Genomic DNA, 24,803 nt, shown 5'->3' with positions numbered 1-24,803 from the left:
TCGAAAAATAATCGGATGAAGTGACAGCAGCAATGGAGAAACGAAAGAAACGACGCGGGCACAGGACGGCGGCGATCTTCCTGAACGGCGCGTACCCGACCGAGCATTTAGATTTCTACCGCCAAGCGATCAGCCAGGCGGCAGGGGAGCGGATCATCATTGCGGTGGACGGCGCGCTGACGTTGTTTGCCAAGCTTGATTTGCGGCCGCAGGTGGTTCTTGGGGACTTCGACTCGGTGGATCCGGCGGTGCTGGCGCAATTCGAAGACTGTGAGCGGGTGGAGTATCCGCGCGACAAGGACGCGACCGACGGCGAGCTGGCGGTGCGCTATGCGCTGGAACATGAGTGTCGTCAGATTGAAATCTACGGCGCGATTGACACAAGCTTTGAGACTGATCAGATGCTGGCGAATATCTTCCTGCTCGACTTCATCCAACGCGAAGGCTCTGATCTGAAGCCGCCGCCATTCGGCGAATTACTCGACCATCGGCAGCGAATCTGGCTCTGGTCGGAGGGGACGATTCAGTTCGCGGGCAAGGCGGGCGAGCAGTTTTCGGTGATTCCGTTGAGTACCAGGGTGCGGCTGTCGATTGAGGGGGCGAAGTGGAACCTCAAAGACAAAACTGTCTATCGCGGCGAAAGCTGGACGCTGCGCAATGAGATGGTCGGCGACGAAGTGAGCATTCTCCTGCGCGGAACGGCGATTGTGATCCACCGCAAGAGTTAACGCGCTTCCGTTCCGGCGGACGGGAGCGGGCGGTGGATTTGCTCCGCCGCCCATGACGGTTCGTTACCAACCCATCCTTGCCCGCAGATCGGTGATCGACTTGACGTGCTTTTCGCCGTGCGCGGCGTAGATTTCCAGGATGCGCTGCAGCGAGACTTCGCCGCTTTCGGGATGATAGGCGGTCCGGTTCCAGCCGGATTCGGGCACGGTTTCGAGCAGATTGGCCCAGCGCTCGTGCAGGCCGGAGAGGATATTGAGCGAGGACTCGACCGGGTAAGCGTTGGCCTCGCGGGTGCGCGCCCAGTCGTCCTGATTGTAGGGTTTTAAAGTGGGGTGATTTTCGGTCATAATGAGTTTCATGCGGACGAAAGCGTTCATGTGGGAATCGGCGAGATGGTGAATCACCTGGCGGACGGTCCACTTGCCTTCACCATAGGCGGTGTTGAGCTGGTCGTCATTGAGGCCTTTGACGGCGGCACGGGCCTGCGCCGGCAAATGGCGGATCTGGTCAATCATCTGGCGGCGATCGGTGAGGGTTACCATCGGATCGTTCTCCTGATCGGGTTATTTTTTCTTTCCGGCTTTGCGTTTGGTCGCGGCCGCGAGGGCGCGGGCCGTCCAGTCGCGCAGCAGTTGGTCATCTTCGATCACATGCTCGGGTACCGAATAGTACTTCATGGCATACGAGTCTTCGCCGAAGGGACGAAAGGGCGTCATGCCCTCGGCCTCGAACTCCGGCCGATTACGATTGTCGACTTTGAAATAAAGCGTGTCATCATCAATCAACGCGAAAAAGGTGGCGCCCGAATAGATCCCGACGCCCCCGAACAGGCGGCGCGCCGTCACCGAGCCGACGGTTGCCAGCCGTTCGAGGATATACTCCAAATAACTGTTACTAACCGCCATTTGTGCCTGCCCAGAGAGTGTTGTATACGTAATTGACGGGCGAAAAGGGGATTCATAAAATCACAAAAATAACTCCGTGTTGACGAGTTTTCGGTCGATCGCCGTGGTACAGCTTGGCCGACGAAGTTTCTTCGCCGGCAGGGCGCCACGATCGATACAGCGCGAAGAGCTTTCGGCGAGCGGCGATTGCCTAAAAGTCAAATCCGAGATTGAGATAGAGATTCGGGTCGGTGCCGTCGGCGCCGCCATAGGATACGGAAAGCGGGCCGACCGGGGTGTCAAGGGAAAGTGTGGCGCCAAAGCCGTGGCGGAGCTGGCTGAAGCGCACATTCTCAAGGCTGGAGAAGACATCCCCGACATCATAGCGGCCGGAAAGATAGAAGCTGTAAATCGGCCCGAGGCGCAGTTCGAGGTTGTGGAGGAGGTACTTGTCGCCGGCGAGTTGATCGGTTTCATAACCATAGAAGCTGCGCGTGCCGCCGAGGTAGAAGCGATCGTAGACCGGGAGGATATCTTGCGAGAGACCGATGGCGACGCGCGGATGGAGTACGAGTTTGCGGCCGAAGCGCTGGAACGTCTCTGCGGATGCTTCGAGCCGGGTGAAGACCTCGTCCGCCCCCAGGACGTTGCTGGCAATTTCGGCGGTGGCCTCGACGGCTTGGCCGCGCGTCGGGAAGGTGAAGCGGTCTTTCGTGTCGTAATGGAGGCTGGCAATCAGCGAAGCGACGCGGCGTTCCGAGACCGGTCCGGCGGGTGGATTGGTGAAGCGAATCTGCTCGTACCGGGCGATCGCCTCCACTAATCCGAGTTTCAGAAGCTGCTGGCCGACGCCGACCTGTGTTCCCCAGCGTTTGTCGGTCCGGTGGGAGATGCGATCATCGCCGATAAACTGCCCGATTTTGTTGTTCGCATAGAAGCCTTGAATGCGATAAGTGAGGAAGGTGCGAAAAATTCGGTCGGCGCGCAATTGCAGCTGATACAACTTGCGGCGTTCCGAGAAACGGGCGTAAGCGGTGATTTCCTGGCCGGTGCCGAAAAGGTTGGCATAACCCAACTTGACAAAGGCCTCGGGGTGGAAGTCCTCGTGGTAGCGGGCGCCGAGGCGGGCGAAGGTGAATTTGTTTTCCTTGACGATGATGGTGACTTTGACGCCGCCGGATTGATCTTCCAAGCGGAGATTGACATTGTCGTAGAGGCCGGAGTTGTAGATCTCCTGCACGCCGCGGAGGGCCCTGGGTTTGCTGTAGAAGTCGCCGATCTGGAGCGGGAAGTAGCTGGCGGCGACCCAGGAGCGCGTGGCGGAGTTGCCTTCGACGGCCAGTGCAACGATCTGGCCTTCATCAAGGACAATGGTCAGTTCGGCCCGGGTGGTATCGAGCCAGGCACCCTTGACCTGGGCCAGGTCGTAGCCGCCGGCGCGGTAGCGGGAGAACAGGAGGCTGTAGAGTTCGGTAACCTGCGCCAAGGTTTCGATCTTGCGATCGTCCAGTTTGCCGATGCGCCGCAGAGTCGAGTCGGGAAAGACGCGATTGCCCTCAAAATTGACGTGCGTGATAATGGGAAAGCGAGTGAACTCGACACGCAAGACGGTGTCGGAGACGGCCATGACCTGCCAGTCGAGCGAAGCGAAAGCCCCGGTCCGGAACAACTGGTGTAATGCCTCGGCGATATCGCCGTCAGTCACAGGAGCGGCAGTGAGCCGCGCCAGGAGACCGGAGATATCCGGGTTGAGTGCACCGGTCGCGCGGTCAACCGCCTCCACGCGCGCGATGCGAACGGGGATCGAACCCTTGTCGTGTTGCGCGAGTTTGTGCGTGAGCGAATCGCAGGCCGCCAGCGCAGCGTCGTAGCCCTGGGCGATCGCTTCGGAACTGTGGCGAAAGTCGGTAGCGCTGATGTCATGCAGATCGGGCGCGACGACAAAGTCCGCCTGAGCCAACAGCTGTTCACGCGTGGCGGCCGAAAGGATGGTCGTGGTTTGATTGGCGATGTCGACCGGATCAAGGATTTTCTCCTTGGGGAGCAAGTCGGAGGTCGTGTTGACCGCGATGACGAAATCGGCGCCGATTTGACGGGCAGCCGCGGTTGGGATGGGCTCGAGAAGACCGCCGTCCATCAGCAGTTGGTTGCCGCGTTCGAGGGGAGTGAAGGCGAGCGGGACGCCCATGGTGGCGCGGAGAGCCTCGACGAGCGAGCCATCAGTGAAGACGATCCGTTCGCCGGCGACGAGGTCGACGGCGACAATGGCGAGGCGGCGTTCGAGGTTGGCGAAATTGCCGCCGGAGAAATAGCCGGAGGTTTGAGTCAGGTCACTCAAGACGTTGACAAGTTTCTGACCGGTACTGAGCGCGGTCGGGATCTGTGGATTCCAGCGGTCAAAGCGAATCGAAAGCAGGGCACCCTCGGTCTCGGCGCGGCGAGTGAAGAGCAGCGAAGTGCGGCGCGGTCGATCGGAGAAGAAGCTGCTCCAGTCGATTTGAAGCGCCTCCTGCTCGATTTCCTGCGGCGACATGCCGGCGGCATAGAGACCGCCGATGATGCCGCCCATGGAAGTACCGGCGACGATATCGATGTCGATGCCCATTTCTTCGAGGGCCTCGAGTACGCCGATATGGGCAAAGCCGCGCGCGCCGCCGCCGGAGAGAGCAACGCCGATGCGGAATCCGCGAACATTTTGGTTGAGTGACTGGCGGATCGTTTTGGGAGTCAGATCATCAAGGTGGAGGCGAAGACTGCCAGCCTGGAGAGCGGTAGTCGCCAGCAACAAGCAAACGATTGACAAGAAGAGCCCGAGACGACGCATCAACGGAAGTAATTGAACCGGAATCGTCAGGGCAAGCGCATTTCGTTTGACCTGTCGGCGACGGAGTTCTATCATGCCGTTGTGTTGGAGCTTACCGCAGCGCGTGAGAAGGAGGTGCGGGCATTGTTATCGCCGCATTCCCGCAAGAAGAGCTCAAAGCTTCTGGTTGAGGGAACCCGGGCAGTGGCGACGATGCTGGCAACGGGGGTCACGCCCGATTATGTGATCTGTTGTCCGACTCTTCTGACGGCAGCAGGAAAGAAGTTTCTGGCAGATCATCAAGGTGCGATTGTTTACGAATGCGGGGCCAAGCGCTTCTCATCCTTCAGCGAGACGGAACATTCTCAGGGGATTCTGGCGGTGGCGGATCGGGAGGCGTTGCCTGCGGGCGAGCCGTTCTGGCCCCGGGCGAAGTTCGTGCTCTATCTGGACGGACTCGCCGATCCGGGGAATTTAGGGACGATCTTGCGAACGGCGGCGGCGTTCAATGTCGATCTGGTGGCTTTGTCGCCCGGGTCGGCCGATCTCTACAGCCCAAAAGTGCTGCGGGCCTCAGCCGGGGAGGTGTTTTTGCAGCCGACGATTCGCCGGATATCGCCGGAAACTTTGCTTGGCAAATTGAAGTCCAATAGTATAGCATTGTACGGCGCGGACGCCGATGCACGGGTACGTCTGGACGAACTGGTCCCATCTGGAAAGGTTTGCTTGGCGATCGGTTCCGAGGCGACCGGGCTAAGCGATTCACTGCGAAAGGCTTGTGACAAAGTTTTTGCGATTCGGACTTCGAGTCGGATCGAGTCGCTGAATGCGGCGGTAGCGGCGGCGATCGCCATGAGCCAATTCGCCTCCGCGCTCAAAACTGTTTGAAACGGAACCAGTTAGGAACTCGTATCGAATAGCGATGGCAAAATCGGTGATCGGATCGGTCATGGCGGTGCTGGTGGTCGGACTTGCGATTCCGCTGGCAGCGCAACGCCTGACACAAGTCAGCAACGAGAAGTTCGAAAGTGCCCCGATTGTCAAGACCTTCGGAGTCGCCGGAACGGAGAATCTGTCGTTCACGGCCTCGTCGTACTTGATCGGCTCCTTGAAAGTGGAGGCGACGAATCGCAGTGATGTGCGCGTGGTGATCCGGCAGCAATTCAAGGCAACTTCGCGCGATGAAGCGGAGCAGTTTGCCGACTACCTGAACATCGCGTTCGAGGATCTGGAGAATGAGTTTGCGATTTCGGCCGAGACGCGTTCGTCGCCGCCGTGGCGCGGCTCGAACTCTTCGGCGGGGGTAACGGTCGAGATTGAAGCACCGGCCACGGCGAATTTAAAGATCTTCGCGCGGACGTCAAATTTCGGCGTCGACATTGACGGGCCGTTTGCGGCCGTGGATATCAGCAACAATTTCGGCGATGTTCGCCTGCGGGAGATCTCCAACAAGGTCAACGTGACCTGCGACAACGGCGCCGTGACCGTGGTTGATTGCACCGGGCCGACGAAGGTGACGACAACCAACCGGCCGATCGTCCTGCGCAACATCGACGCGCAGTTAGGGACGATTCGGTTGCGCAACGAGAACGGCCGGATCGAGATGGATTCGATCCGGGGCGAGGTTGATGCGCGCACCGAATTCGCGCAAATCCAGGCGGCCAACATCGCGCTGGCGTCGGGACGTTCAACGCTGTCTACCGACAATTCGAATATCCGGCTTGAGCTGGCGTCGCTGAGCGGCGACCTGATCGTGCGCAACGAGAACGGCAAGATCGACATGACGCTGCCGACGACGGTCTCAGCGGGGCTGTTCCTGCACGCCGAAGAGGGCGGGCGAATCTACACGCGCGACCTGCCGGTCCGGGTCAATCGTGTGAATCGGACGGTGCTCGAGGGCGAGGTCGGATCGGGGCAGAACAAAATCGAGATTGACATGGCGGGAGTTGGCACGATAACTTTGGAAGGAATGGACTCAAACCGACTCTCCAACCGGTAAGCCTGCCGCTATCGCAACCGGGAAAGGCCCACCTTGTTTATCCGCGTAATTTTCTGTGTACTCCTCGCGCTCAGTCTTACTGTCGGCGCCGAGGCTGCCAATCTGCCTCTGACCCTGAGCCTACCGCTTCCCGATGTGCCGCAGGCGGCGACGCTGGGGGTGGAATCACTGCTTCTCAATCCGGCGGCGCTGTACATTAATCGGGCGCTGGCGCTGAACTACTATCGTAGTTTTGGGGAAGATGATTTTGATGGAGACGATGCGATACTGGTTTCCGGTTACGGGTTCGGCTTCGGCTATCAGAGGCTGAAACTCGATTTGCCGGACGAGGTATCACGTTACGATTTCGCCGTATCGAGCCGCGTCGTAGAGAATCTCTACAGCGGATTGAGTTACACCTACTACAGGAGCGATTGGGCGCCGATCAACAAAGCGCACGCTTGGAACGCCTCGCTGCTTTATCACGCCAACCGGCAGGTCGCGCTGGCGCTGCAGGCGCGCAATTTCAACAAGCAGAAATTCGACGGCCGGGAGAGTTCGATCGCATATCTGTTTGGAGTGGCGTTGCGACCGTTCGGCGAGACGCTGACCCTGGGGGCGGACATGACGCTGCACGGCAGTCAGCGTCTCGATGAAGCGACCTGGCGCTTGAGTACGCGCTTCAAGTGGCGGCCGGGGTTGTCGCTCTATGGCGGCATCGATGACGAAGGATTCTTCGGCGCGGGACTCGAATTCACGTTCGGCAGCGTGCTGGTCGGAGGCGAGAGCTTCTTTGATGATGAAGCCGACTACAGGCGTTCGACGGTTTACGCCGGAATTTCGGGCGCGCGGCGCGAGCAGGTGATCAAGCATACACATTCGGTGCTGCAAATCGACGTCAGCGGTGAGATGCCGGAAGAAGTGGTCAAGCCCTTCTTGTTCGGTCGCGGGCCGGCGACGATGTACCAGCGGCTGGAGAAGATTCGGCAGGCGGCGGCGGATCCGCAGGTACGGGGCTTGCTGGTGACGATTCGCAGTCCGCGGATCGGCTGGGGACGAATCGCCGACTTGCGCGCCGCGCTGCATGATTTTCGCAAGACCGGCAAGCCGGTAATCGCCTATCTCGGGGCGGGCGTCGGCAACGGCGGTTACTATTTGGCTTCGGCGGCGGACAGAGTCTACATGCTGCCGGTCGATGCGCTGAATCTGACCGGCTTGCGCGCTGAGGTGACATTCTACACCGGATTGATGGAGAAATTGGGCGTCGGCGCCGAGGTCGAGAAGTCGGGGAAGTACAAGAACGCCCCCGACGTGTTTACTGACACGACGCTGAGTCCGTACTACCGCGAGACACTGCAAACGCTGCTCGATGATCTATACGAGCAGATGTTGGCGGACATCGCGCAGGAGCGGGGGATCACCACCGAGCACCTGCGTGCGATCATCGATCAGGGACCGTTCACGTCGACGCAAGCGGAGTCGCTGCGCCTGGTGGACGGACGCTTCTATCCGCACGAACTCGAAAACAAGATTGCCGAACTCTACGGCGATCACTACGGCGTGACGCCGGCAGGGAGATATCGCAACCGGCCGCAGTTTCGGGAACGGTTCGGCGAGCCGCCGCAGATTGCGCTGATCGCAGTGGAGGGGGGAATCGTCAAGGGCAGTTCCGGGTATGATTACGTTGAGGGCAACACCGTGGGCGCGGCGACGGTCGGCGGCGCGATTCGGGCGGCGCGGACAAATCCGGCGATCGAAGCGATCGTGATGCGGATGAACACGCCGGGCGGAGACGCGATTGCCTCGGATCTGATTTGGGGCGAGTTGGCGGAAGCGCGCCAGGCCAAGCCGGTGATCATCTCGATGTCGGATGTGTGCGCCTCGGGGGGATACTACATCGCCTCGGCCTCCGATCAGATCATCACGGAGCCGCAGACGGTTACGGGTTCGATCGGGGTATTTGCCGGGAAGCCGACTTTGAGCGGGTTGTACGGCAAGCTGGGTTTGCGTACCGAGACGATCAAGCGGGGCGAGCATGCAAACTTCTATTCGATGACGGAACCATATTCGCTCGAAGAGCGTTCGATTCTGCGGAGGCAGGTGAACGATATGTATGTCCGCTTCCTTGATGTGGTGGCCGACGGACGCGGTCTGCCGGCGGACTCTGTGCATGCGGTTGCGCAGGGGCGTGCCTGGAGTGGTCGTCGCGCAGTCGAGTTGGGGCTGGCGGACACGGTCGGGAGCCTGACTGATGCGATCAACCTGGCCCGCGAGCGCGCGGGGATTCGGGACGATTATTACGAGGTGGTCGAGTGGCCGCAGCGCCGCTTAGCGATGCGGTTGTCGAGGCTGGCATATGGAGTGATGAATGCGTTGACTGGAAGCCATCAGGAAACGCTGTCGGCGTTGCTGCGCCCGTTGACAGTCACCGATGCCAGACTGCAAATGCGGCTGCCGTATGACCTCACGATTCAATAGCTGCGACTGATAATGAACAGGAAATATTTGCTGAGAAGTCCATATCCCAGTGGAGGACCAATGAAGAGATTCGTGATGGCGGCCATGATCCTGGCGCTACTGCCGGCGTTAGCCGCGGCGACAGTGTCGGAGTGGCCGGTGCAGAAACACGTGCTGAAGAACGGGCTGACGGTGCTGACGTTGGAGGATCACTCGACGCCGGCTTTCAGCTTCCACGTCTGGTATCACGTCGGCTCGAAAAATGAGCGGCCGGGGATCACCGGCATTTCGCACCTGTTCGAGCATTTGATGTTCAAAGGCAGCAAGAACTTCGCGGACGGCGAGCACGACCGGCTGATGCAGATGAACGGCGGGCTGATCAACGCCTTCACCGCGAACGACATGACTGCCTTCCACCAGCAGGTCGGCAAGGACCAACTGGATCTGGTGGCGCGGCTGGAGGCTGACCGGATGCAGTACCTGACGCTGACCGAGGCGCAGTTGGCCTCGGAACGGCAGGTGGTGCTGGAGGAGCGCAACGAGCGGATCGACAATTCGCCGTTCGGCGACGTGCTGGAGCAATTGACGGCGAACGTGTTCCTGGCGCATTCCTACGGCTGGCTGACGATCGGCTGGCGCAAGGATGTGGAGAGCATCACTCTGGAAGATTGCTTGAACTACTATCATACCTATTACAACCCCGCCAACGCCACGGTGGTGATCGTGGGTGACATCAACACGCCGGAGGCGATCAAGATCATCGAGAAGCATTTCGGCAAGATACCGGGAAATCCGAAGATTCCGCGGCCGGTGTATAACGAACCGGAGCAGCGCGGCGAGCGGCGGGTAGATTATCATAAGATCTCGCAACTGCCGATCTTCATTGCCGGTTACCACGCGCCGGCGGCGGGCCATCCCGACAGTTATCCGCTTGACGTGTTGTCGGCGATCTTGTCGGGTGGAGAGTCCTCACGCGCCTATCAGCGGCTGGTCTACAAGGAGCAGATGGCACTGGCGGCGGGCGGCCAGTATCAGTCGATGGAGCAGGCGGGCGTGTTCTTCGCCTACGGTTTCATGCAGCCGGGCAAGACCACGGCCGACGGTGAGAAAGCCCTGTATGAGGAGATCGAGAAGTTGAAGACCGAGCCGGTGAGCGCAGAGGAGCTGCAGAAAGCGAAGAACCAGATCGAAGCGCAGTTCTACATGGGCAACCAGTCAAACGATGCCAAGGCCAACCAGCTCGGCTACTATCAAACGGTGTTGGGCGACTACAAGCAGATGTTTACCGAGGCGGACAAATACAATGCGGTCACGGCCGAGGACATCATGCGCGTCGCCAAGGAGTATCTGACCGACCGCAAGCGCACGGTGGTGACCGTGATTCAGGAACAACAGGGCGGCGGCGGAATGATGGGATTTTAGGGAGGAAGCAGAATCATGCGAAAACGATTGATGATAGTGACGAGTCTGATGGTATTCGCGCTGGCGGCGACGCAGGTCATGGGCGCGATTGCGATGCCGCCGATGGCGGAGAAGGTGCTCGACAACGGCTTGAAAGTCGTAGTGGTGCAGAATGACGAACAGCCGGTGGTGTCGATGCGGTTGTTGATCAAGTCCGGGACCGCGATGGATCCGCGCGGCAAGGCCGGACTGGCCAACTTGACCGCCGATCTATTACGTAAGGGCACGATGACGCGCGACGCCACGAAGGTGTCGCAGGAAATCGACTTTGTCGGCGGCAGTCTGGGCGCCAATGCGCGCGAGGACGCGATGAACGTCACCTGCGAGGTGCTGACCAAGCACCTCGAGGTGGGAATGGACTTGCTGGCGGACGTGGTACTGAATCCCACCTTTCCGGCCGACGAGGTCGAGCGCCTGCGCAAGCAGACGATCGCCGGGCTCATGTCGCAGAAGGACGATCCGGGGACCGTCGCGGAGGTACAGTTCGGTCAGTACCTGTTCGGTGAGCATCCGTACGGACAGCCAGGATCGGGAACGATCGAGTCCGTTGGGGAGATCACGCGCGACGACATTGTGAATTTCTGGAAGACCTACTTCCTGCCGAATAACTCCGTGCTCTACATTGCCGGCGCCGTGACAGCGGCGGATGTCTTGCCGAAGATCGAGGCCAAGTTTGCGGGCTGGGCGAAGGGCGAGTTGCCCAAGGCGAACTTTTCGCCGGCCAATCCCGTGCGCGGGACCAAGGTGATCCTCGTCAACAAGCCGGATGCGACCAATGCCAACGTGAAGATGGGGCACCTGGGCATCGACCGGTTGAATCCGGACATTTATGCCGTGCGGCTGATGAACTACATCCTCGGCGGCGGCGGCTTCCGCTCGCGGCTGCTGATTGACGTGCGCGATAAGCGCGGATTGACGTACGGGATCTCGTCGATGTACTCGTTCAATCGGTATCCGGGAGAATTTGCGGTGACCGTGGCGACGCGCACTGATTCGTGCGCGCCGGCGATCGCGGCGACGATCGACCACTTGAACCGCATGCGCGACACCGACGTCACGGCGCAAGAGCTGAGCGAGGCGAAATCGTTCTACGCCGGGTTCTTCCCGCGGCAGTTCGAGACGCCGGAACAAGTCGCCGACCAATTGTCGATTGTCGAATTGTACGGACTGGAGAAGGATTATCTGGCGAAGTATATCGACTATCTCAATGCCGTCACGCCGCAGCAGGTTCGTGTGGCGGCGCAGAAATATCTCGATCCGAACAACCTGCTGATCGTCGTGGTCGGCAAGGCGGATGTGTTGCGCGACAAGTTGAAACAATTCGGTCAGGTCACCGAGCTGGATCTATCGGAGCTGTAGCGCGGCGAGCGACGCTCAAGTTGGAGAATAGACGCGGCGGGTGAATTTACGCGCCGCGTTGCATTTTGCGGGTTTCCGGTTGAGCTATTCGAGCTTCTTGACGCGCACGCGTTCGATGCGCGGACCTTTGACCAGCAGGATTTCGAACTGCAGGTTATCGATCACGACGCGCTCGCCCTGGCGGGGGATCTTGCCGAGGTGATCGAAGACGAAGCCGCCGACAGTGTTGGCTGCTTCTTCATCGAGTTCGACCTCGAACATCCGGTTGAAATCCTCCAGGGGATATGACGCCTGCACCTGGCACAGGCGGTCGTTGATCAGGATAAAGGGTTCCAGTTCGGTGTCGTGCTCGTCACGGATTTCGCCGACGATTTCTTCGACGATGTCCTCCAGCGTAATCAGGCCGGCAGTACCGCCAAATTCGTCGAGGACGATCGCCATGTGTTGCTGGGTGCGCTGGAATTCGTGCAGCTGAGTGGAAATGAGCTTGGAATCGGGGACGAAAGCGACCGGGCGGATCAGATCCTGCAGGATCACCAATTGGGCGTGGACGAGGACATTGATGACGTCCTTGGTGTGGACGACGCCCTTGATGTTATCGAGCGACTCCTCGTAGACCGGATAACGCGAATAGCCCTCCTCGGAGATTTTGCGCAGAATATCATCGTGGCGGCTGGTGAGGTCGAGGCCGACGATGCGGGTGCGCGGCGTCATGGCCTGGCGAACGGTGGTATCGGCGAACTCGAAGACGCCGCGAATCAGATCGCGCTCGGCCTGATCGAAATCGCCGCGGTCGTGACCTTCACTCAGAATAAGGTTGATCTCCTCATCGGTATGTGCCGATTCGACTTTGCGATCGACCAACCCGAACGGCCGGAGGATCAGGCGCGCGATCGAGCTAAGGAGCTTGGAGGGCAAATAGGCGATTTTCGAGAAGACGGAGACGGACGGAGCGACGCCGAGGGCGAGCTTCTCCGGGAAACTGACGGCGAGGTACTTGGGGACAAGTTCGCCCAGAATCAAGAACAGGGCGGAGAGAATAATCACGACGGCGGTGATCGCCAGATTTTCGGCGGCTTCGGGCGATACCTTAAAGGACTCAAAATAGGGCTGGAGAATCGGTACAAGCGAGCGGCCGCCGAGCACGGAACCGAGGGTGCCGGCGACGGTGACGCCGACCTGAATGGTGGCGATGAAATCCTCAGGTTGGGCCAGCAGTTCGGAAATCTTCTTGGCGGACTTGTCGCCTTGCGCAATCAGGTTGCGAATCTGGCTCTTGCGGACGGCAAGAATCGAGATTTCGGAGCCGGCGAAGAAGCCGTTCAGCAGGATCAGGATGGCGATGGCGAGGATTTCGAAGCCGGCGTTATCCACGGCGGAGTTCCTGCCGGCCCAAAGTGATCAAGCGTGATAGCGGAAGATCGCTCATGCTTTAAAGATTATAAGGACTCCGGACAGGAAGCGCAAGAGCGGGAGCGAAAAAGACTGGCGGCGAGTTTAGAGCATGCTGAACATGCGATCGAAACGGGCGCGTTCGAAGAAATGCCCCAGGTTGTAGAAGAACGCCGAGAAGAAATCAAAAATGTAGGGCGGTTCGACATTGGGGGCGTTGGGATCGGGCGCCCAACTGAAATAGATGAAGAGTGCTTTGCCCTTAATGTGGCTCTTGTCGAGGAAGCCCCAGAAGCGCGAGTCCTGGCTGTCGTCACGGTTGTCGCCGAGAACGAAATAGTGATCGGCCGGTACCTGCATCGGACCGAATTGATCGCGCGAGGAATAGAGGTCGGGCAGGGTATCGGGATCGCTATGGTGCATGCCGGCCAGGAGCGGCACCGGCTGGCCGTCGACCAGAAGCTGCTTGTCCTTGATTTCAACCACTTGTCCCGGCCCGGCGACGATACGCTTGATGTAATCCTTGGTGGGATTCATCGGGAATTCGAAGATAATGATGTCGTTAAGCTGTGGTTCGGCGAAGCGGTAGGCGAACTTGTTGACGAAGAGGAAATCGCCTTCGAGCAAGGTGTATTCCATCGATCCGGAGGAGACGCGGTAGGCCTGCACCACGAACATGCGCAGGATGACGGCAATCACCACCGCGATCAGGATCGCTTCGACATATTCTTTGATGTGAGACTGCCGCTTGCGACGCAAAGCGCGCGCGGCGCCGATGGTGGTAATCTCTGTTGCCATGTACACCAAGTATATCGGCTTTTCGTCCCGGTTTTTTGAGCAGCCAAATGCAGTTTCAGCGGCGTTTCGGAGTGGAACGACTGACAGTCGTGCCCCTTGCTCCGGGGCATAATTTTGGGATTGTTTTGACCGGGGCGAACGCGCTGATTAGCAGCCAAGCCGGCGGCGCGACCAGGCCGGCAGGAGCGAGAAATCTTAGCCTGGGGATAGAGGACATTTATGGGACGTTTGTCGACGGTGCTGCTGCTGATTGCATCAAACTTCTTTATGACCTATGCGTGGTACGGGCATTTGCGCGATTTCAAGGCGAAGCCGCTGGTCATTGTGATTTTGATCAGCTGGGGTGTGGCCTTCTTTGAATATTGCCTGCAGGTGCCGGCCAACCGCATCGGCTATCAGCATTTCAATCTCAGTCAACTGAAGGTGATGCAGGAGATTATCACGATGTGCGTGTTTGCGCTCTTCAGCGTCGTCTATATGAAGGAAGACCTGAAGCTGGACTTCCTGTGGGCGGGGCTGTGTCTGATCGGAGCGGCGTATTTCATGTTCCGGGGAATGATTGTGCCGCAGTGACGGAATAGCTGTAACTCAACAACGACGGCAGGAGCGTTGGCTCCTGCCGTTCGGGTTGTGACACATTTCGGCAGCTGATGATTAGTTGTGTGCGGGCGCTTCCGACTGCGGCGGCGGAATCGGACCCGGCACCAGATTCGGGATTGCGGGGAGCGACTTCAGGTAGGCAAAGATCGCCTTGAGGTCCGCGTCGGTGGACTTGCCGATGGATTGCCACGGCATCGGCGGCAGGATGTCGCGACCCATGCCGAGATGCTGGCCGGTGCGCATCGCCTTGATGAAATCGGCCTCTTCCCAGTCGCCGATCCCAGTCTGGGAATCGGGCGTGAGATTGGCAGCAAAGGAAATCCCCCAGGGGCCGACCCAGGCGGTCATGTGCGCATTGCACGCCGCCATCCAGCCGGCAGGATTGGGAATGCCGGGGACCAGCTCCGGCACACCGGCGTTAGCGGGATGACCCGAGAGCAGGATCGACGGATCAGGCTCGGGGCCCTTCGGTCCGAACTTCTTCGGCGAATGGCAATCGTTGCATCCGCCAATTGTGACGAGGTACTCGCCGCGTTTGACGAGTTGTTCCTGGGTCAAGGGTTGGTCGCCACTGCCGCTTTGGGCACAGGTAATCAAGAGCAACGCAGCACCGATCAGCGACAGGAAAAGTACGATCTTGGCAGTGGTTGGCTGCATGAGACACTCCTTGCGTTAGTTTCCGCCGGTAGTTTAGTGCGTGTGCCGGAGGTGTCAAGAAAAATATAGAGCTACAAAGACCAGAATCAACACGTCCGGACCAAAGAAATCCCCGCTCGGGCCGGGGAGCGGGGACTCAGGAAAGGGCAAGTGAGCGGCGACGGCACACTAATTCTGTGCGGGCGGTGCCGGCGGCGGAATCGGGCCGGGAACGAGATTCGGCACGGCCGGCAATGACTGAAGATAGGCGAAGATCGCCTTGAGATCGTCATCGGACATCTTGCCGATCAGCGGCCACGGCATCGGCGGCAGGATGTCGCGGCCGGTGCCCATATGTTTGCCGCTGCGCATCGCCTTGATGAAGTCCTCGACCTTCCAGGAACCGAGACCGGTTTTTTCATCCGGCGTCAGATTGGCCGTGAAGGAGACGCCCCAGGGGCCGGCCCAGGCGGTAAAGTGGGCATTGGCCGTGACCGCCCAGCCGTTGGGATCGAGTTTGTCGGCGGGGAACTCCAGCGCCGGCAGCGAGGCCGGGTGGCCGGAGAGGAGAATCGACTCGTCCGGGACCGGCCCGGCGGCGGTGAATTTCTTGGGCGAGTGGCAATCATTGCAGAGGCCGGACGAGACGAGATAGGCGCCGCGTTGGACGAGTTCAGCCTCGGTTAGCGGTTTGCTCCCGCTTTGGGCGCAAGTGATCAGCAAGAGGGTCGCGCCGGAAAGCGAAAACAGGATCAGGAATTTGGCGGTTGAGGGTTTCATGATTCACTCCTTGCGTGGGTTGAGGCTGTAAGTTTAGGATCACTAACTTAATTGTCAAGTAAAATGTGGATCGATGTTAACCATATCTATTGATCGCAATGGGCACTGGGTGAGGAAGAGTCGTGAGTTGCACGGAGAAAGACGGATTTCGCGCTGCAGCGGGAGCGGCGAAGTGCGAAGCACAGCAACATCAAGAGTTTGATCTGCGGGATTTGGCACTAAACGAGAGTGGACTGTCCACGTATAATATGGGGTGGTGCATTTTGGGGAAAGGAGTTGGCAGTGAAAAAGGTAGTATTGGCGGTGGTTCTGGGCGGATTGGTGTTTGCGGGCAGCGGATGTACAGAAAAGGTCACCGAGCCCAAGAAAGAAATCGTCCCGATCACCAAAAAGTGGTTCATCTACGACTTGAACGGGGTTGACTCGATCTTCTTGACTCCGGTTGACTCGGTAGTGTTGATCCGCTTTGAGGCCGAACTTGATTCGGTGGAAATGGAGCAATACGCCGCCGAGAACGAGATGTTGCAGGATAATGTCCGACACAAGGAACTTGGTTGGGGGTTTAACTTCTTCCGAACGGTACCGGGGACAGACATTGGATGGTTGCTGGCGGCTTTGCGTGCCGACGAGCGAGTGCGGTTTGCATATCCGGTCTTCAGGGACGGCGAGTGCGTCATGTTTGACTGTTTCCCGTCGACCGTCGTCAACCAGACATTGGTCAATTTCAAACAGGAACTCAGCCTGCGCGAGCGAGATTCGTTGTTTGCCGCGTGTGGCCTGCGCATTCTCCTGACGCCGGATTGGCTCAATGATTCCTATCTACTTGTACAGGAGGAGAAAGGGGTGGAGGACATTTTTGACGTGTCCAATCGATTGTTCGAGACTGGAGTCTGTCTTTACGCCGAGCCAAATATCATCGGGATCGCAAGTATCGATTGAGCTGCATTTCCACTCAACCGGGAGTCATTCCCCGTCGCGGTCGATTTGGAGGACGGCGAGGAAGGCTTCCTGCGGGAGTTCGACAGAGCCGATCTGCTTCATCTTCTTCTTCCCCTCTTTCTGTTTTTCCAGCAGTTTGCGTTTGCGCGAGATATCGCCGCCATAGCACTTGGCGGTGACGTTTTTGCGCATCGGCCGCACCGATTCGCGGGCGATGATGCGCGAGCCGATGGCCGCCTGGATGACAACCTCGAACATTTGCCGCGGAATCAGTTCCTGCAGTTTCTTGCAGAGTTTGCGGCCCCACACTTGGGCGCGGTCGTGGTGGATCAGGCAGGAGAGGGCGTCGACCGGCTCTGAGTTGAGCAGGATATCGAGCTTGACCAGCTTGCTTGCGCGCATCTCGAGGAAGTCGTAGTCGAGCGAGGCGTAGCCGCGCGAAATCGATTTCAACTTGTCGTGGAAATCGAAAATGATCTCTGACAGAGGCAGGTTGAACTCGAGCGTGGCGCGGCTGGGATCAGGATAGTGGGTTGCCTTGAATTCGCCGCGGCGCTCGGCGATCATCTTCATGATCGGGCCAATGTACTCGGTCGGAGTAATGATCTGCGCGGTGACGAATGGTTCTTCGATATGATCGACGGTCAGCGGCGGCGGCATTTTGGAGGGATTGTCCACCTTGACGACATCGCCCTTGATCGTGTGCACGTGATATTCGACGTTGGGGACGGTATTGACGATTGTGACGCCGAATTCGCGCTCGAGGCGCTCGTGGACGATTTCCAGATGGAGCAGCCCGAGGAAGCCGCAGCGGAAACCGAAGCCGAGGGCGAGCGACGATTCCGGCTCGTAGGTCAGGGAGGCGTCGTTGAGCTTGAGCTTCTCGAGGGCTTCGCGCAACTGGTCGTAGCGTTCGGTGGTCGCCGGATAGATGCCGGAATAGACCATCGACTTGATTTCTTTGAAACCGGGCAGCGGCGTATCGGCGCCGTGTTCGGCGTGCGTAATCGTGTCGCCGACCTTGGCATCGGAGACGTTGCGGATGTTGCAGACCAGGTAGCCGACTTCGCCGGCGGCGAGCTTTTTCGCCGGCACCCGATCGATAATCAGGTGACCGACTTCGTCGACTTCGTATTCGATACCGGTCGAGAAGAAGCGTACGTGATCGCCCTTCTTGACGGAGCCGTCGACGACGCGGATATACGGCACGGCGCCGCGATAGCTGTCGAACTTGGAGTCGAAGATCATTGCGCGCAGGGGAGCTTTGACATGTGTGGTCGGCGGTGGAATGCGATTGACGATGGCCTCGAGAATTTCGTGAATGCCGATGCCCTGCTTGGCGGAGGCCATCAGGATTTCCGCGCGCAGGCAGCCGATCAGGTTTTCGATCGAGTCGGCGACGCGTTCCGGTTCGGCATGCGGCAAGTCGATCTTGTTGATGACCGGAATGATCTCGAGGTTCTGGTCGAGCGCCTTGTAGAGATTGGACAGAGTCTGGGCTTCGATCCCTTGCGACGCGTCGACGACGAGCAGGGCGCCTTCACAGGCTGCGATCGAGCGGGAGACCTCGTAGGAGAAGTCGACGTGGCCGGGGGTGTCGATCAGGTTGAGAATATAGGTATGGCCGTTGTTGGCCTTGTATTGCATGCGGATGGCATGCGCCTTGATGGTGATGCCGCGTTCCTGCTCGAGATCCATGCTGTCGAGCATCTGCTTATGCGTGATGTTGATGGTACGCGTCATTTCGAGAAGGCGATCGGCGAGGGTCGACTTGCCGTGGTCGATATGCGCGATAATCGAGAAGTTGCGGATGTACTTAACGTGTTCCATAGTCGTAGTGAGTACGCGGCGTCGGCGGCGGTTATGAGGGTAGCCGGTCGTCCGTTAGCGGCTTGTCCGGGATGATCTCATTCGGTTCCGGCGTGCGATTGGCGATGTCCTCGGTCAGCTTGACCTTGTCCTCCTTGTAGTGCACGAGCAGGAAGCCGAGCAGTTGCGAACAGGTAATAATGTTGATTCCGTAAGAAATGATCACAATCCAGAGCGCGAGCAGTGCCAGCGCGATGATGATGGCCGCGATGTACTCGGCACCGACCGGTTGATATTGCCCGCCGAAACTGATCCAGTCGTAACCGATCGACGAGCCGGGATAAAGGGTCGTGAAGAAGTTCAGCAACGGCCGCGCCGGTTCAAGCAGGTTGTAGGCGGACATCAGGATGTTGCCGGCCTTCTCGCCGGCGAAGAGGGTCGAAAGGAAATTGGTGAGCTGGAGGGCGCGCATGAAGAAATAGCCGAGCACCCAGATTCCAATTTTAGCCAGGGCGATGCCGACGACGGTTGTGCCGAGCCAGCGCAGCGGCTGGGACCAGATGATGTTATAGATGTAGAAGGTGGCGCCGAAGGTCTCTTTCTCGCGGGCAACAATGATTGCCGGCAGGGTGAGAATGCCGGTGGTCAGGCCGAAGGCGAGGAAGACGAGAAAAAGCGACCAGAGAAAAAACGGCACCGCGTAGAGCAGCGCGTACAGAACTTCACCGACGCCGGGAATCAGCGCGATCAGACTGAGCACACTCTGAATCGCGGCCAGAACCGCGATGAGTAACAGCACCAGTCCGCCGGCAACCCACAGCGGCAACAGATTTGCGCGGGCATCGGTCGCGGCGGCGGCATGAGGATAGAAGTAGTTGCCGCGGACCTCCTCAAAGGCAAGTTTGGCCACCTTCAGGTTACCGTAATCATAGAAGCCGATCACAATGAGAATGCCGGCAATCCAGAGGGCAAAGCTGTACCAGTGTGAATATTCGCAGCCGAGAATGGGGAAAAGAGTTAAGCGCGACCAGATTTCCGCAAAGGACTGACCTTGGAACATCAGCGCCAGGTAGGTCAGGACGAGGTAGGCCAAATAGCCATACCAGAGCGGCCGCGCCTGAGCGATAAGGTTTTTGCCCGAGATCGCCAGCCGCGGCGCTTTGAGGATATCCCAGAAATCGTAACGCAGGTCAGAAGTCAGCGCCATAGTGATTGGCAAGCATGGTAGGGGCAGGAGTCGATATTGTCAAGTAAATTGGCCGTCGGGTTGGACGGGATGATCGGTCAGGCGTCTCCAACAAGAGCGCAACGCAAATGCAAGTGCCAGCAGGAGAGGCGGCATAATCGGCAGCAGCGAACGCGAGATGGCCTCGGTGAGAATCAGTACCGAAGAAAAGCAGAGCGCCGGATAGAGCAGGAGGACCCGGGCGCGGCGATCCACCAACAGCAGACCGACAACAATGCCCAGGAGCATCAGACCCTGGATCGAGTGAGAAAGGACACGCAGTGCCGGGCGATCAAAGTAATTTCGTGAGCCGGGGAAATAGCTCCAGGCGTAAAGCATCCGGCCGACGCCGTTAATGGTGAAGCGTAAGGGATCGGACGCGAAAGAACGCCAGAGGGCGCCGACGGCCTGGGTGTCACTACCGCCGCGCTGCGCCAGCTCGGGGTATGACTTGAGAGAATCACCCGGGACTTCGGCGTTGTGTACGCGCGTGTAGAGAGAATGGTAGGTCAGCTCAGCGGAAATCGGGGTGAAAACGCCAGTCGCGGCGCCGTTGCGAACTGCCCAGGGCATAACGACGACCACCGTGGTTCCGATCAGCACTGCCAACCGCAGGAGTCGACGCCGTGCGGGCAGGAGAAAGGGAAGCCACACGAGCAGGAGTAGTGAAAGGGCAATCGGTCTGGTCAAAATGCAGAGGCCAAGCGCAAGACCGCACCAAACCGCCGGCCGCAGGCGGACCTCACATACGGAGCGAACCAGCCAATAGACAAAGAGGGCGACGCCGCAGATGGTCAGCATTTCGGTGAGGATAAAGACGCAGTTGATCCAGAGGGGGAAATAGCTGCCGACGATGATTGATGCCCAGCGAAGACCGGATCGCGGAAGCAGGTAGTCGTAGCTTCTCAAGATCAGGACAAATGCCACGATCCCAACGAGTGCCTGCAAGAGCCTGACGACAGCGTAGCTTTGGCCCAGTTGCCAGTAGACCAGATAGAGAAACAGCGGGTAGACCGGCTGACGCAGACGCGTTGGAGTCTCGCCGTCGAAGCTATAGATCCCCTTGGCGGCGAGATTACCACTGATCTGTACATATTCGCCGGCATCGGCTTCGATGGTCACGTCGATAAACCAGATCGCCGCCAGCTCGATCATGAAGACGATCGCCAAACCGGGCCAGATTAACCTGAAGAAGTGCCTTAAGGGAAGTCCCGTTCGAGCATTGTCAGAGCCCACCGATCGGTTCTTGTCCACCGGATTGTATCTTCTCCCGCCAGAGACGACTCGCATGCGTTTGCAGCGTAGAATAGGCGGTTGAACTTGTGAAAGCAAGAGTCGTCTACGGGGCCGGATTCTGACTCAAAGGTTGCACGCAATCACGCCCAGCGCAAGGCGGATCGGAAGACCACTCGGCAAGTGTGATCGTCACGTCACGGACGAGCCATGCTATCCGCTCAACGCGGATCCGATAGCAGGGCCCAATTCAGATGAGTCCGGCGCGATCTACAGGCAGTTGGCGCAGGGATTCGTTCCACCGACGAAGATGAAACTGATCAAGTAGACGGCATCGGAGATGTTGACATTGCCGTCGCAATTGACGTCGCCGGCATCCATCGGATTTGGCGCTGGACCGCCGGCAAAGATGTAATTGATCACGAAAACAGCGTCAGAAATCGAGAGGCTGGCAGAACCGTCGGAGTCGCCGCAGAGCGCGTCGCAGGCATCGCCGATCCCGTCATTATCGGAATCCTGCTGAGCCGGGTTAGCATTGTCAGGGCAGTTGTCACAGAGATCACCGATACTGTCGTGATCGGCGTCCTCCTGAAGGGGATTGGCCAGGAGCGGGCAATTATCAGTCAAGTTGCCGACGCCGTCGGAATCTGCATCCGCCACCACGGTCGTGTCACGTAACTGCAGGATGAAGAACTTGCCGTTCATGTTTGAGCCGTAGACGTACCCGGAATCGGCAAAGGGAAACGCACCCCAGCAGCCGTCAAATCCGGAAGCGGTTGGCCAGGTGTCGAAGCGAGCGACGACGGTCGGCGCTGACGGATTGGCAATATTCCAGACCTCGACACCGGCGGCGTAGTGCGAGATGTAGACGAAATCTCCCCAGCAGTGCACGTTGTGGGCAACGTTGGAATTGCCGAGGAAGCTGCCTGCAAGCTGCACGTTACTGAGGTTGGAAATGTCCCAGACCTTGATCGTCTTGCCGGTAGTCTCTTCGGTGGTGACCATATGCTGGCGATCATCGGTCGGCCAAACATTGTGCACGTAGCCGGCACTGGGAATCGTGACGCGCGAGATCAGCACCGGGGCGGTCTTGACGGCCATGTTGTAGATCGAAATGGTGGGCGCGTTGCCGTCAGCGACGTAGATCGTGTCGTCGGTCGCAAGGACGTCGTGGATACCGATGGCATCGCCAAAGCTGTGCAAGTGGACGGGATTCTCCGGATCAGCCAGGCTGAAGACGTGAATTGACATGGCAGCCTGATTGCGGCCCTCGAGATAGGCGAAGCCATTGAGGGTATCGATGGAGAGATTGTGCGAGGTCACATCACCGGAAGGGTGCACCGGGATCGATTTCACGAAGTGGACGCTATCGGGTAAGTACTGCAAGTCGATAATCATCAGGCCTTGATTGGTGCCTAGGCACTCGGAGGTGCAGTACGCGTAGTGCTGGTACGTCTTGATGTCGCGCCAGTAAGCGGAACAACTGTTCTGGGGACCGGGCACGACCTGAACGGGCAGCCGCGCCGAGACGTTGACGACGGCGATCCCGTTGCGCACGCCCATCAGGCCGTAGAGCGTGCCGTCCGGGGCTTTCCAGCCCCAGCAATCAGAGCCGCCGAGGTTGCCGGCACTCGGATAGGTAAAGGTGGCGATGCTGTCTAAGACAAAGTCACTGGCTTGGGCCCGAAGTGGCAGGCAGCAAGACAACGCGATGGTGAGTATCCCGATGACGGTGCGATTCACGTCTCCTCCATTTGTCAGAAAAGCTCGGCAGCGCTGAGCAGGGGTGTCCAATAATCGCCTAAATATATCGATTTAGACGATTATGTCAATGGTAGATGACTGATTCGTTGGAGTAGCGCTCAGAGCCCGGCCGGGAATCGCGGCGGTCGTGCTAAGGCTGGACGCCGGCATGACATTCGTAGCAGCCGGTTTCCTTCCAGGCGTCGTCGATATCGACGGGATGTTTGAATTCCAGGCCGAGTCCGGTGGAATCGCGTTCCATGGCACCGGCCGGACCTTGGGTCACAATTGTATGGCAGGCGGAGCAGTCGTGCGTGATTGCAGCGCCAGCGGAGCTCTTGTGGTTGCCGGCGTGGCAACGCATGCAGCCGATGTCGTTGAAGTGGCCGATGTTGTTCGGGTAAACGTCCCAGCGGGCCTTCATATAGGGGAAGATATTCTGGGTGAAGGCGTGCTGGACTGCGACGATCGCCGAGTCCACGGCGCTGTGACGAGCCGGATCGTCCAGCAGTCCGGCTTCCTTATAGTGGTCATTGATTCGCGTCGAAATGGCGGACAGCGCGGCGTCTTTGGTGTCGTATTCGGCCGCCATGGCTTCGACCGCAAGTGCCTTGATACCGGGCAGCGTTGGATCGATAAAACCGGCCTGGAGTGAGCGGTCAACGGCGTAGTCGGGCGAGCGATAGATATGGCTGGGGCGGTTGTGGCAGTCGATGCAGTCCATCACGCGCACCGCCAGGGTATCGCGGGCGGCCGGATCGAGCGGATTCGCTTCGTCCTCGTACAGGGTGACGGCGCCGGTTGATTTTTCGGTGACGCGCACCCAGGGAATGTCCTGGCGGCCGTAGTCGCGGGCGATGTATTCGATCTTGATGTCGGGGTTGATATGCCAGTGGATACCGGCTTTCTGCCCCGCGTGCGGTTCACCGGTATCGGTGATGATGCGCATATCGATCGACCATTTGGGGTTGTCCTCGTCGTACATGTAGTGCGTAAAGGTGCGCAGTTCCTGCCCGTAGGTCTTTTCCGGCCAATGGCACTCCTCGCAGGTTTCCCGTGCCGGGCGCAGGTTGCGGATCGGGGTGGCGATCGGGCGCGGATAGACGTTTGCCATAACGGCGTAGACCTGGTAGGCGCCGGAGAGCTTGGACTTGGCGTACCAGGAGGCGCCGGTACCGACGTGGCATTCAACGCAGGCGACGCGGGCGTGGGGCGAGGCCTGGTAAGCCGTGTATTGCGGTTCCATCACCGTATGGCAGGTGGTGCCGCAGAACTTGACCGACTCGGAATAGTGGTAAGCCTGGTAGCTGCCGACCGCAGAAATGGCGAAGAAGAGAACGGTGCCGACGACGAAGATCGCGGTAGCGTTGCGGTGACGGGGATTATTGAGATCGACGAGCGGCCACCTGGGCAACTCAGAGGATTCGCCGCGTTTCCAGCGGCGCCATTCGCGGAACATACCGATTGGAATCAGGATCAGACCGCAGATCAGGATCGCCGGCAGTACCATGTACAGGAAAATGCCGAAGTAGGCACTGGTCTGCTCCATGGTGAAACTGATCAACAGCATCACAATGATCACCAGGGCCGTGGCGAGCGCGATAAAAGCACCGAACGAACTGATCCAGTTGTAAGCTAAGCGCGGCAAGCGCGGTCTGGGAACGGTCATCTTTGTCTCCTCACATCGAACAACGCGAACTGCGTTGTACGGTCAGACAATAACGCGCATGAGGACAGAGAGCAAGGGGAAAGCGCGGGGCGAAAATAGCGATTGACGGCCTGCCGGAATGGGCGTATTATCGATCGGCGGATCGCGGCGGCTGGATTGCCGGCGTGATTTGTTACTGGTCACGGGGAGCGAAACTGGCCAGGTCCCGCGCAATGCAAGCATCCCAAACCCCGCCAGGACCGGAAGGTAGCAACGGTAGGCGATTACTTCATGTGCCGCGGGGAAACCTGGTCAGTTTCCTTCCCGCC

The 24,803-nt window shown here is 58.9% G+C and carries 20 protein-coding genes and 1 other RNA gene; 9 read left to right on the top strand and 12 right to left on the bottom strand.

The genetic code is table 11. The features are described 5' to 3' along the window. Window positions 1–32 precede the first annotated feature (32 nt). Complete coding sequence (locus tag IT585_05525) at window positions 33–728, top strand: thiamine diphosphokinase (protein MCC6962692.1); 696 nt, start codon at window positions 33–35, stop codon at window positions 726–728. Window positions 729–791: 63 nt separating this feature from the next. Here the strand turns inward: IT585_05525 and IT585_05520 are convergent, their stop codons facing one another. The 3 genes from IT585_05520 to IT585_05510 form a co-directional block, all read right to left on the bottom strand. Then, on the bottom strand, window positions 792–1,271 hold the full coding sequence (locus IT585_05520) for a putative metal-dependent hydrolase (GenBank protein ID MCC6962691.1): 480 nt from the start codon (window positions 1,269–1,271) through the stop codon (window positions 792–794). A gap of 21 nt (window positions 1,272–1,292) precedes the next feature. Further along, window positions 1,293–1,634 carry a TfoX/Sxy family protein gene (locus IT585_05515; GenBank protein MCC6962690.1) on the bottom strand — a complete coding sequence of 114 codons (342 nt, stop codon included), beginning with the start codon at window positions 1,632–1,634 and terminating at the stop codon, window positions 1,293–1,295. 190 nt (window positions 1,635–1,824) lie between these two features. Next, window positions 1,825–4,437, bottom strand: a complete 2,613-nt coding sequence (locus IT585_05510; protein MCC6962689.1) for a BamA/TamA family outer membrane protein — start codon at window positions 4,435–4,437, stop codon at window positions 1,825–1,827. A 12-nt stretch (window positions 4,438–4,449) separates the two neighbouring features. Here IT585_05510 and IT585_05505 point away from each other — a divergent pair, with 12 nt between their 5' ends. The 5 genes from IT585_05505 to IT585_05485 are packed head-to-tail and all read left to right on the top strand — an operon-like array spanning window position 4,450 to window position 11,671. Continuing rightward, window positions 4,450–5,304, top strand: coding sequence for an RNA methyltransferase (locus IT585_05505; protein MCC6962688.1), 855 nt, complete (start codon window positions 4,450–4,452; stop codon window positions 5,302–5,304). 34 nt (window positions 5,305–5,338) lie between these two features. Beyond that, a complete protein-coding gene (locus IT585_05500; protein MCC6962687.1) occupies window positions 5,339–6,415 on the top strand; it encodes a hypothetical protein in 1,077 nt (358 codons plus the stop codon). Window positions 6,416–6,448: 33 nt separating this feature from the next. Further along, window positions 6,449–8,872 carry a signal peptide peptidase SppA gene (sppA, locus tag IT585_05495; GenBank protein ID MCC6962686.1) on the top strand — a complete coding sequence of 808 codons (2,424 nt, stop codon included), beginning with the start codon at window positions 6,449–6,451 and terminating at the stop codon, window positions 8,870–8,872. 60 nt (window positions 8,873–8,932) lie between these two features. Beyond that, a complete protein-coding gene (locus IT585_05490) occupies window positions 8,933–10,273 on the top strand; it encodes an insulinase family protein (protein MCC6962685.1) in 1,341 nt (446 codons plus the stop codon). A gap of 15 nt (window positions 10,274–10,288) precedes the next feature. Continuing rightward, window positions 10,289–11,671: an insulinase family protein gene (locus tag IT585_05485; GenBank protein MCC6962684.1), complete on the top strand. Its 1,383-nt coding sequence runs from the start codon at window positions 10,289–10,291 to the stop codon at window positions 11,669–11,671. Window positions 11,672–11,755: 84 nt separating this feature from the next. On the opposite strand, the gene IT585_05480 is transcribed toward IT585_05485, so the two are convergent. Then, entirely contained in the window at window positions 11,756–13,045 is a 1,290-nt protein-coding gene (locus tag IT585_05480; protein ID MCC6962683.1) for an HlyC/CorC family transporter, read from the bottom strand. A 123-nt stretch (window positions 13,046–13,168) separates the two neighbouring features. Further along, window positions 13,169–13,861 carry a signal peptidase I gene (gene lepB, locus IT585_05475; protein MCC6962682.1) on the bottom strand — a complete coding sequence of 231 codons (693 nt, stop codon included), beginning with the start codon at window positions 13,859–13,861 and terminating at the stop codon, window positions 13,169–13,171. Window positions 13,862–14,080: 219 nt separating this feature from the next. On the opposite strand from lepB, the gene IT585_05470 reads away from it, so the two are divergent. Then, a complete protein-coding gene (locus IT585_05470; GenBank protein MCC6962681.1) occupies window positions 14,081–14,434 on the top strand; it encodes a DMT family protein in 354 nt (117 codons plus the stop codon). An 81-nt stretch (window positions 14,435–14,515) separates the two neighbouring features. Here IT585_05470 and IT585_05465 read toward each other — a convergent pair whose 3' ends face one another. Together IT585_05465 and IT585_05460 are read right to left on the bottom strand one after the other, a co-directional pair. Then, window positions 14,516–15,118, bottom strand: a complete 603-nt coding sequence (locus IT585_05465; GenBank protein ID MCC6962680.1) for a diheme cytochrome c-553 — start codon at window positions 15,116–15,118, stop codon at window positions 14,516–14,518. 168 nt (window positions 15,119–15,286) lie between these two features. Continuing rightward, window positions 15,287–15,877, bottom strand: coding sequence for a diheme cytochrome c-553 (locus tag IT585_05460; protein MCC6962679.1), 591 nt, complete (start codon window positions 15,875–15,877; stop codon window positions 15,287–15,289). 282 nt (window positions 15,878–16,159) lie between these two features. On the opposite strand from IT585_05460, the gene IT585_05455 reads away from it, so the two are divergent. Beyond that, window positions 16,160–16,816 carry a hypothetical protein gene (locus IT585_05455; protein MCC6962678.1) on the top strand — a complete coding sequence of 219 codons (657 nt, stop codon included), beginning with the start codon at window positions 16,160–16,162 and terminating at the stop codon, window positions 16,814–16,816. Window positions 16,817–16,840: 24 nt separating this feature from the next. On the opposite strand, the gene lepA is transcribed toward IT585_05455, so the two are convergent. The 5 genes from lepA to IT585_05430 form a co-directional block, all read right to left on the bottom strand. After that, window positions 16,841–18,646, bottom strand: a complete 1,806-nt coding sequence (lepA, locus tag IT585_05450) for an elongation factor 4 (GenBank protein MCC6962677.1) — start codon at window positions 18,644–18,646, stop codon at window positions 16,841–16,843. 31 nt (window positions 18,647–18,677) lie between these two features. Then, entirely contained in the window at window positions 18,678–19,832 is a 1,155-nt protein-coding gene (locus tag IT585_05445; protein MCC6962676.1) for a hypothetical protein, read from the bottom strand. A gap of 39 nt (window positions 19,833–19,871) precedes the next feature. After that, window positions 19,872–21,005 carry a glycosyltransferase family 39 protein gene (locus IT585_05440; GenBank protein MCC6962675.1) on the bottom strand — a complete coding sequence of 378 codons (1,134 nt, stop codon included), beginning with the start codon at window positions 21,003–21,005 and terminating at the stop codon, window positions 19,872–19,874. Between the two features lie 348 nt (window positions 21,006–21,353). After that, the gene (locus IT585_05435) at window positions 21,354–22,826 is read right to left on the bottom strand and encodes a choice-of-anchor B family protein (GenBank protein ID MCC6962674.1); all 1,473 of its coding nucleotides are present in this window, start codon (window positions 22,824–22,826) and stop codon (window positions 21,354–21,356) included. A 151-nt stretch (window positions 22,827–22,977) separates the two neighbouring features. Further along, complete coding sequence (locus tag IT585_05430; protein MCC6962673.1) at window positions 22,978–24,495, bottom strand: NapC/NirT family cytochrome c; 1,518 nt, start codon at window positions 24,493–24,495, stop codon at window positions 22,978–22,980. A gap of 196 nt (window positions 24,496–24,691) precedes the next feature. On the opposite strand from IT585_05430, the gene ffs reads away from it, so the two are divergent. Further along, window positions 24,692–24,791: signal recognition particle sRNA small type (ffs, locus tag IT585_05425), an RNA gene on the top strand. The last annotated feature ends 12 nt before the right edge of the window (window positions 24,792–24,803 follow it).

It is taken from the genome of Candidatus Zixiibacteriota bacterium (genome assembly GCA_020853795.1).
Taxonomy (GTDB): domain Bacteria; phylum Zixibacteria; class MSB-5A5; order CAIYYT01; family CAIYYT01; genus JADJGC01.
Note: the sequence above shows the minus strand (reverse complement) of the source record. Positions and strands in the feature narration are given on the sequence as shown.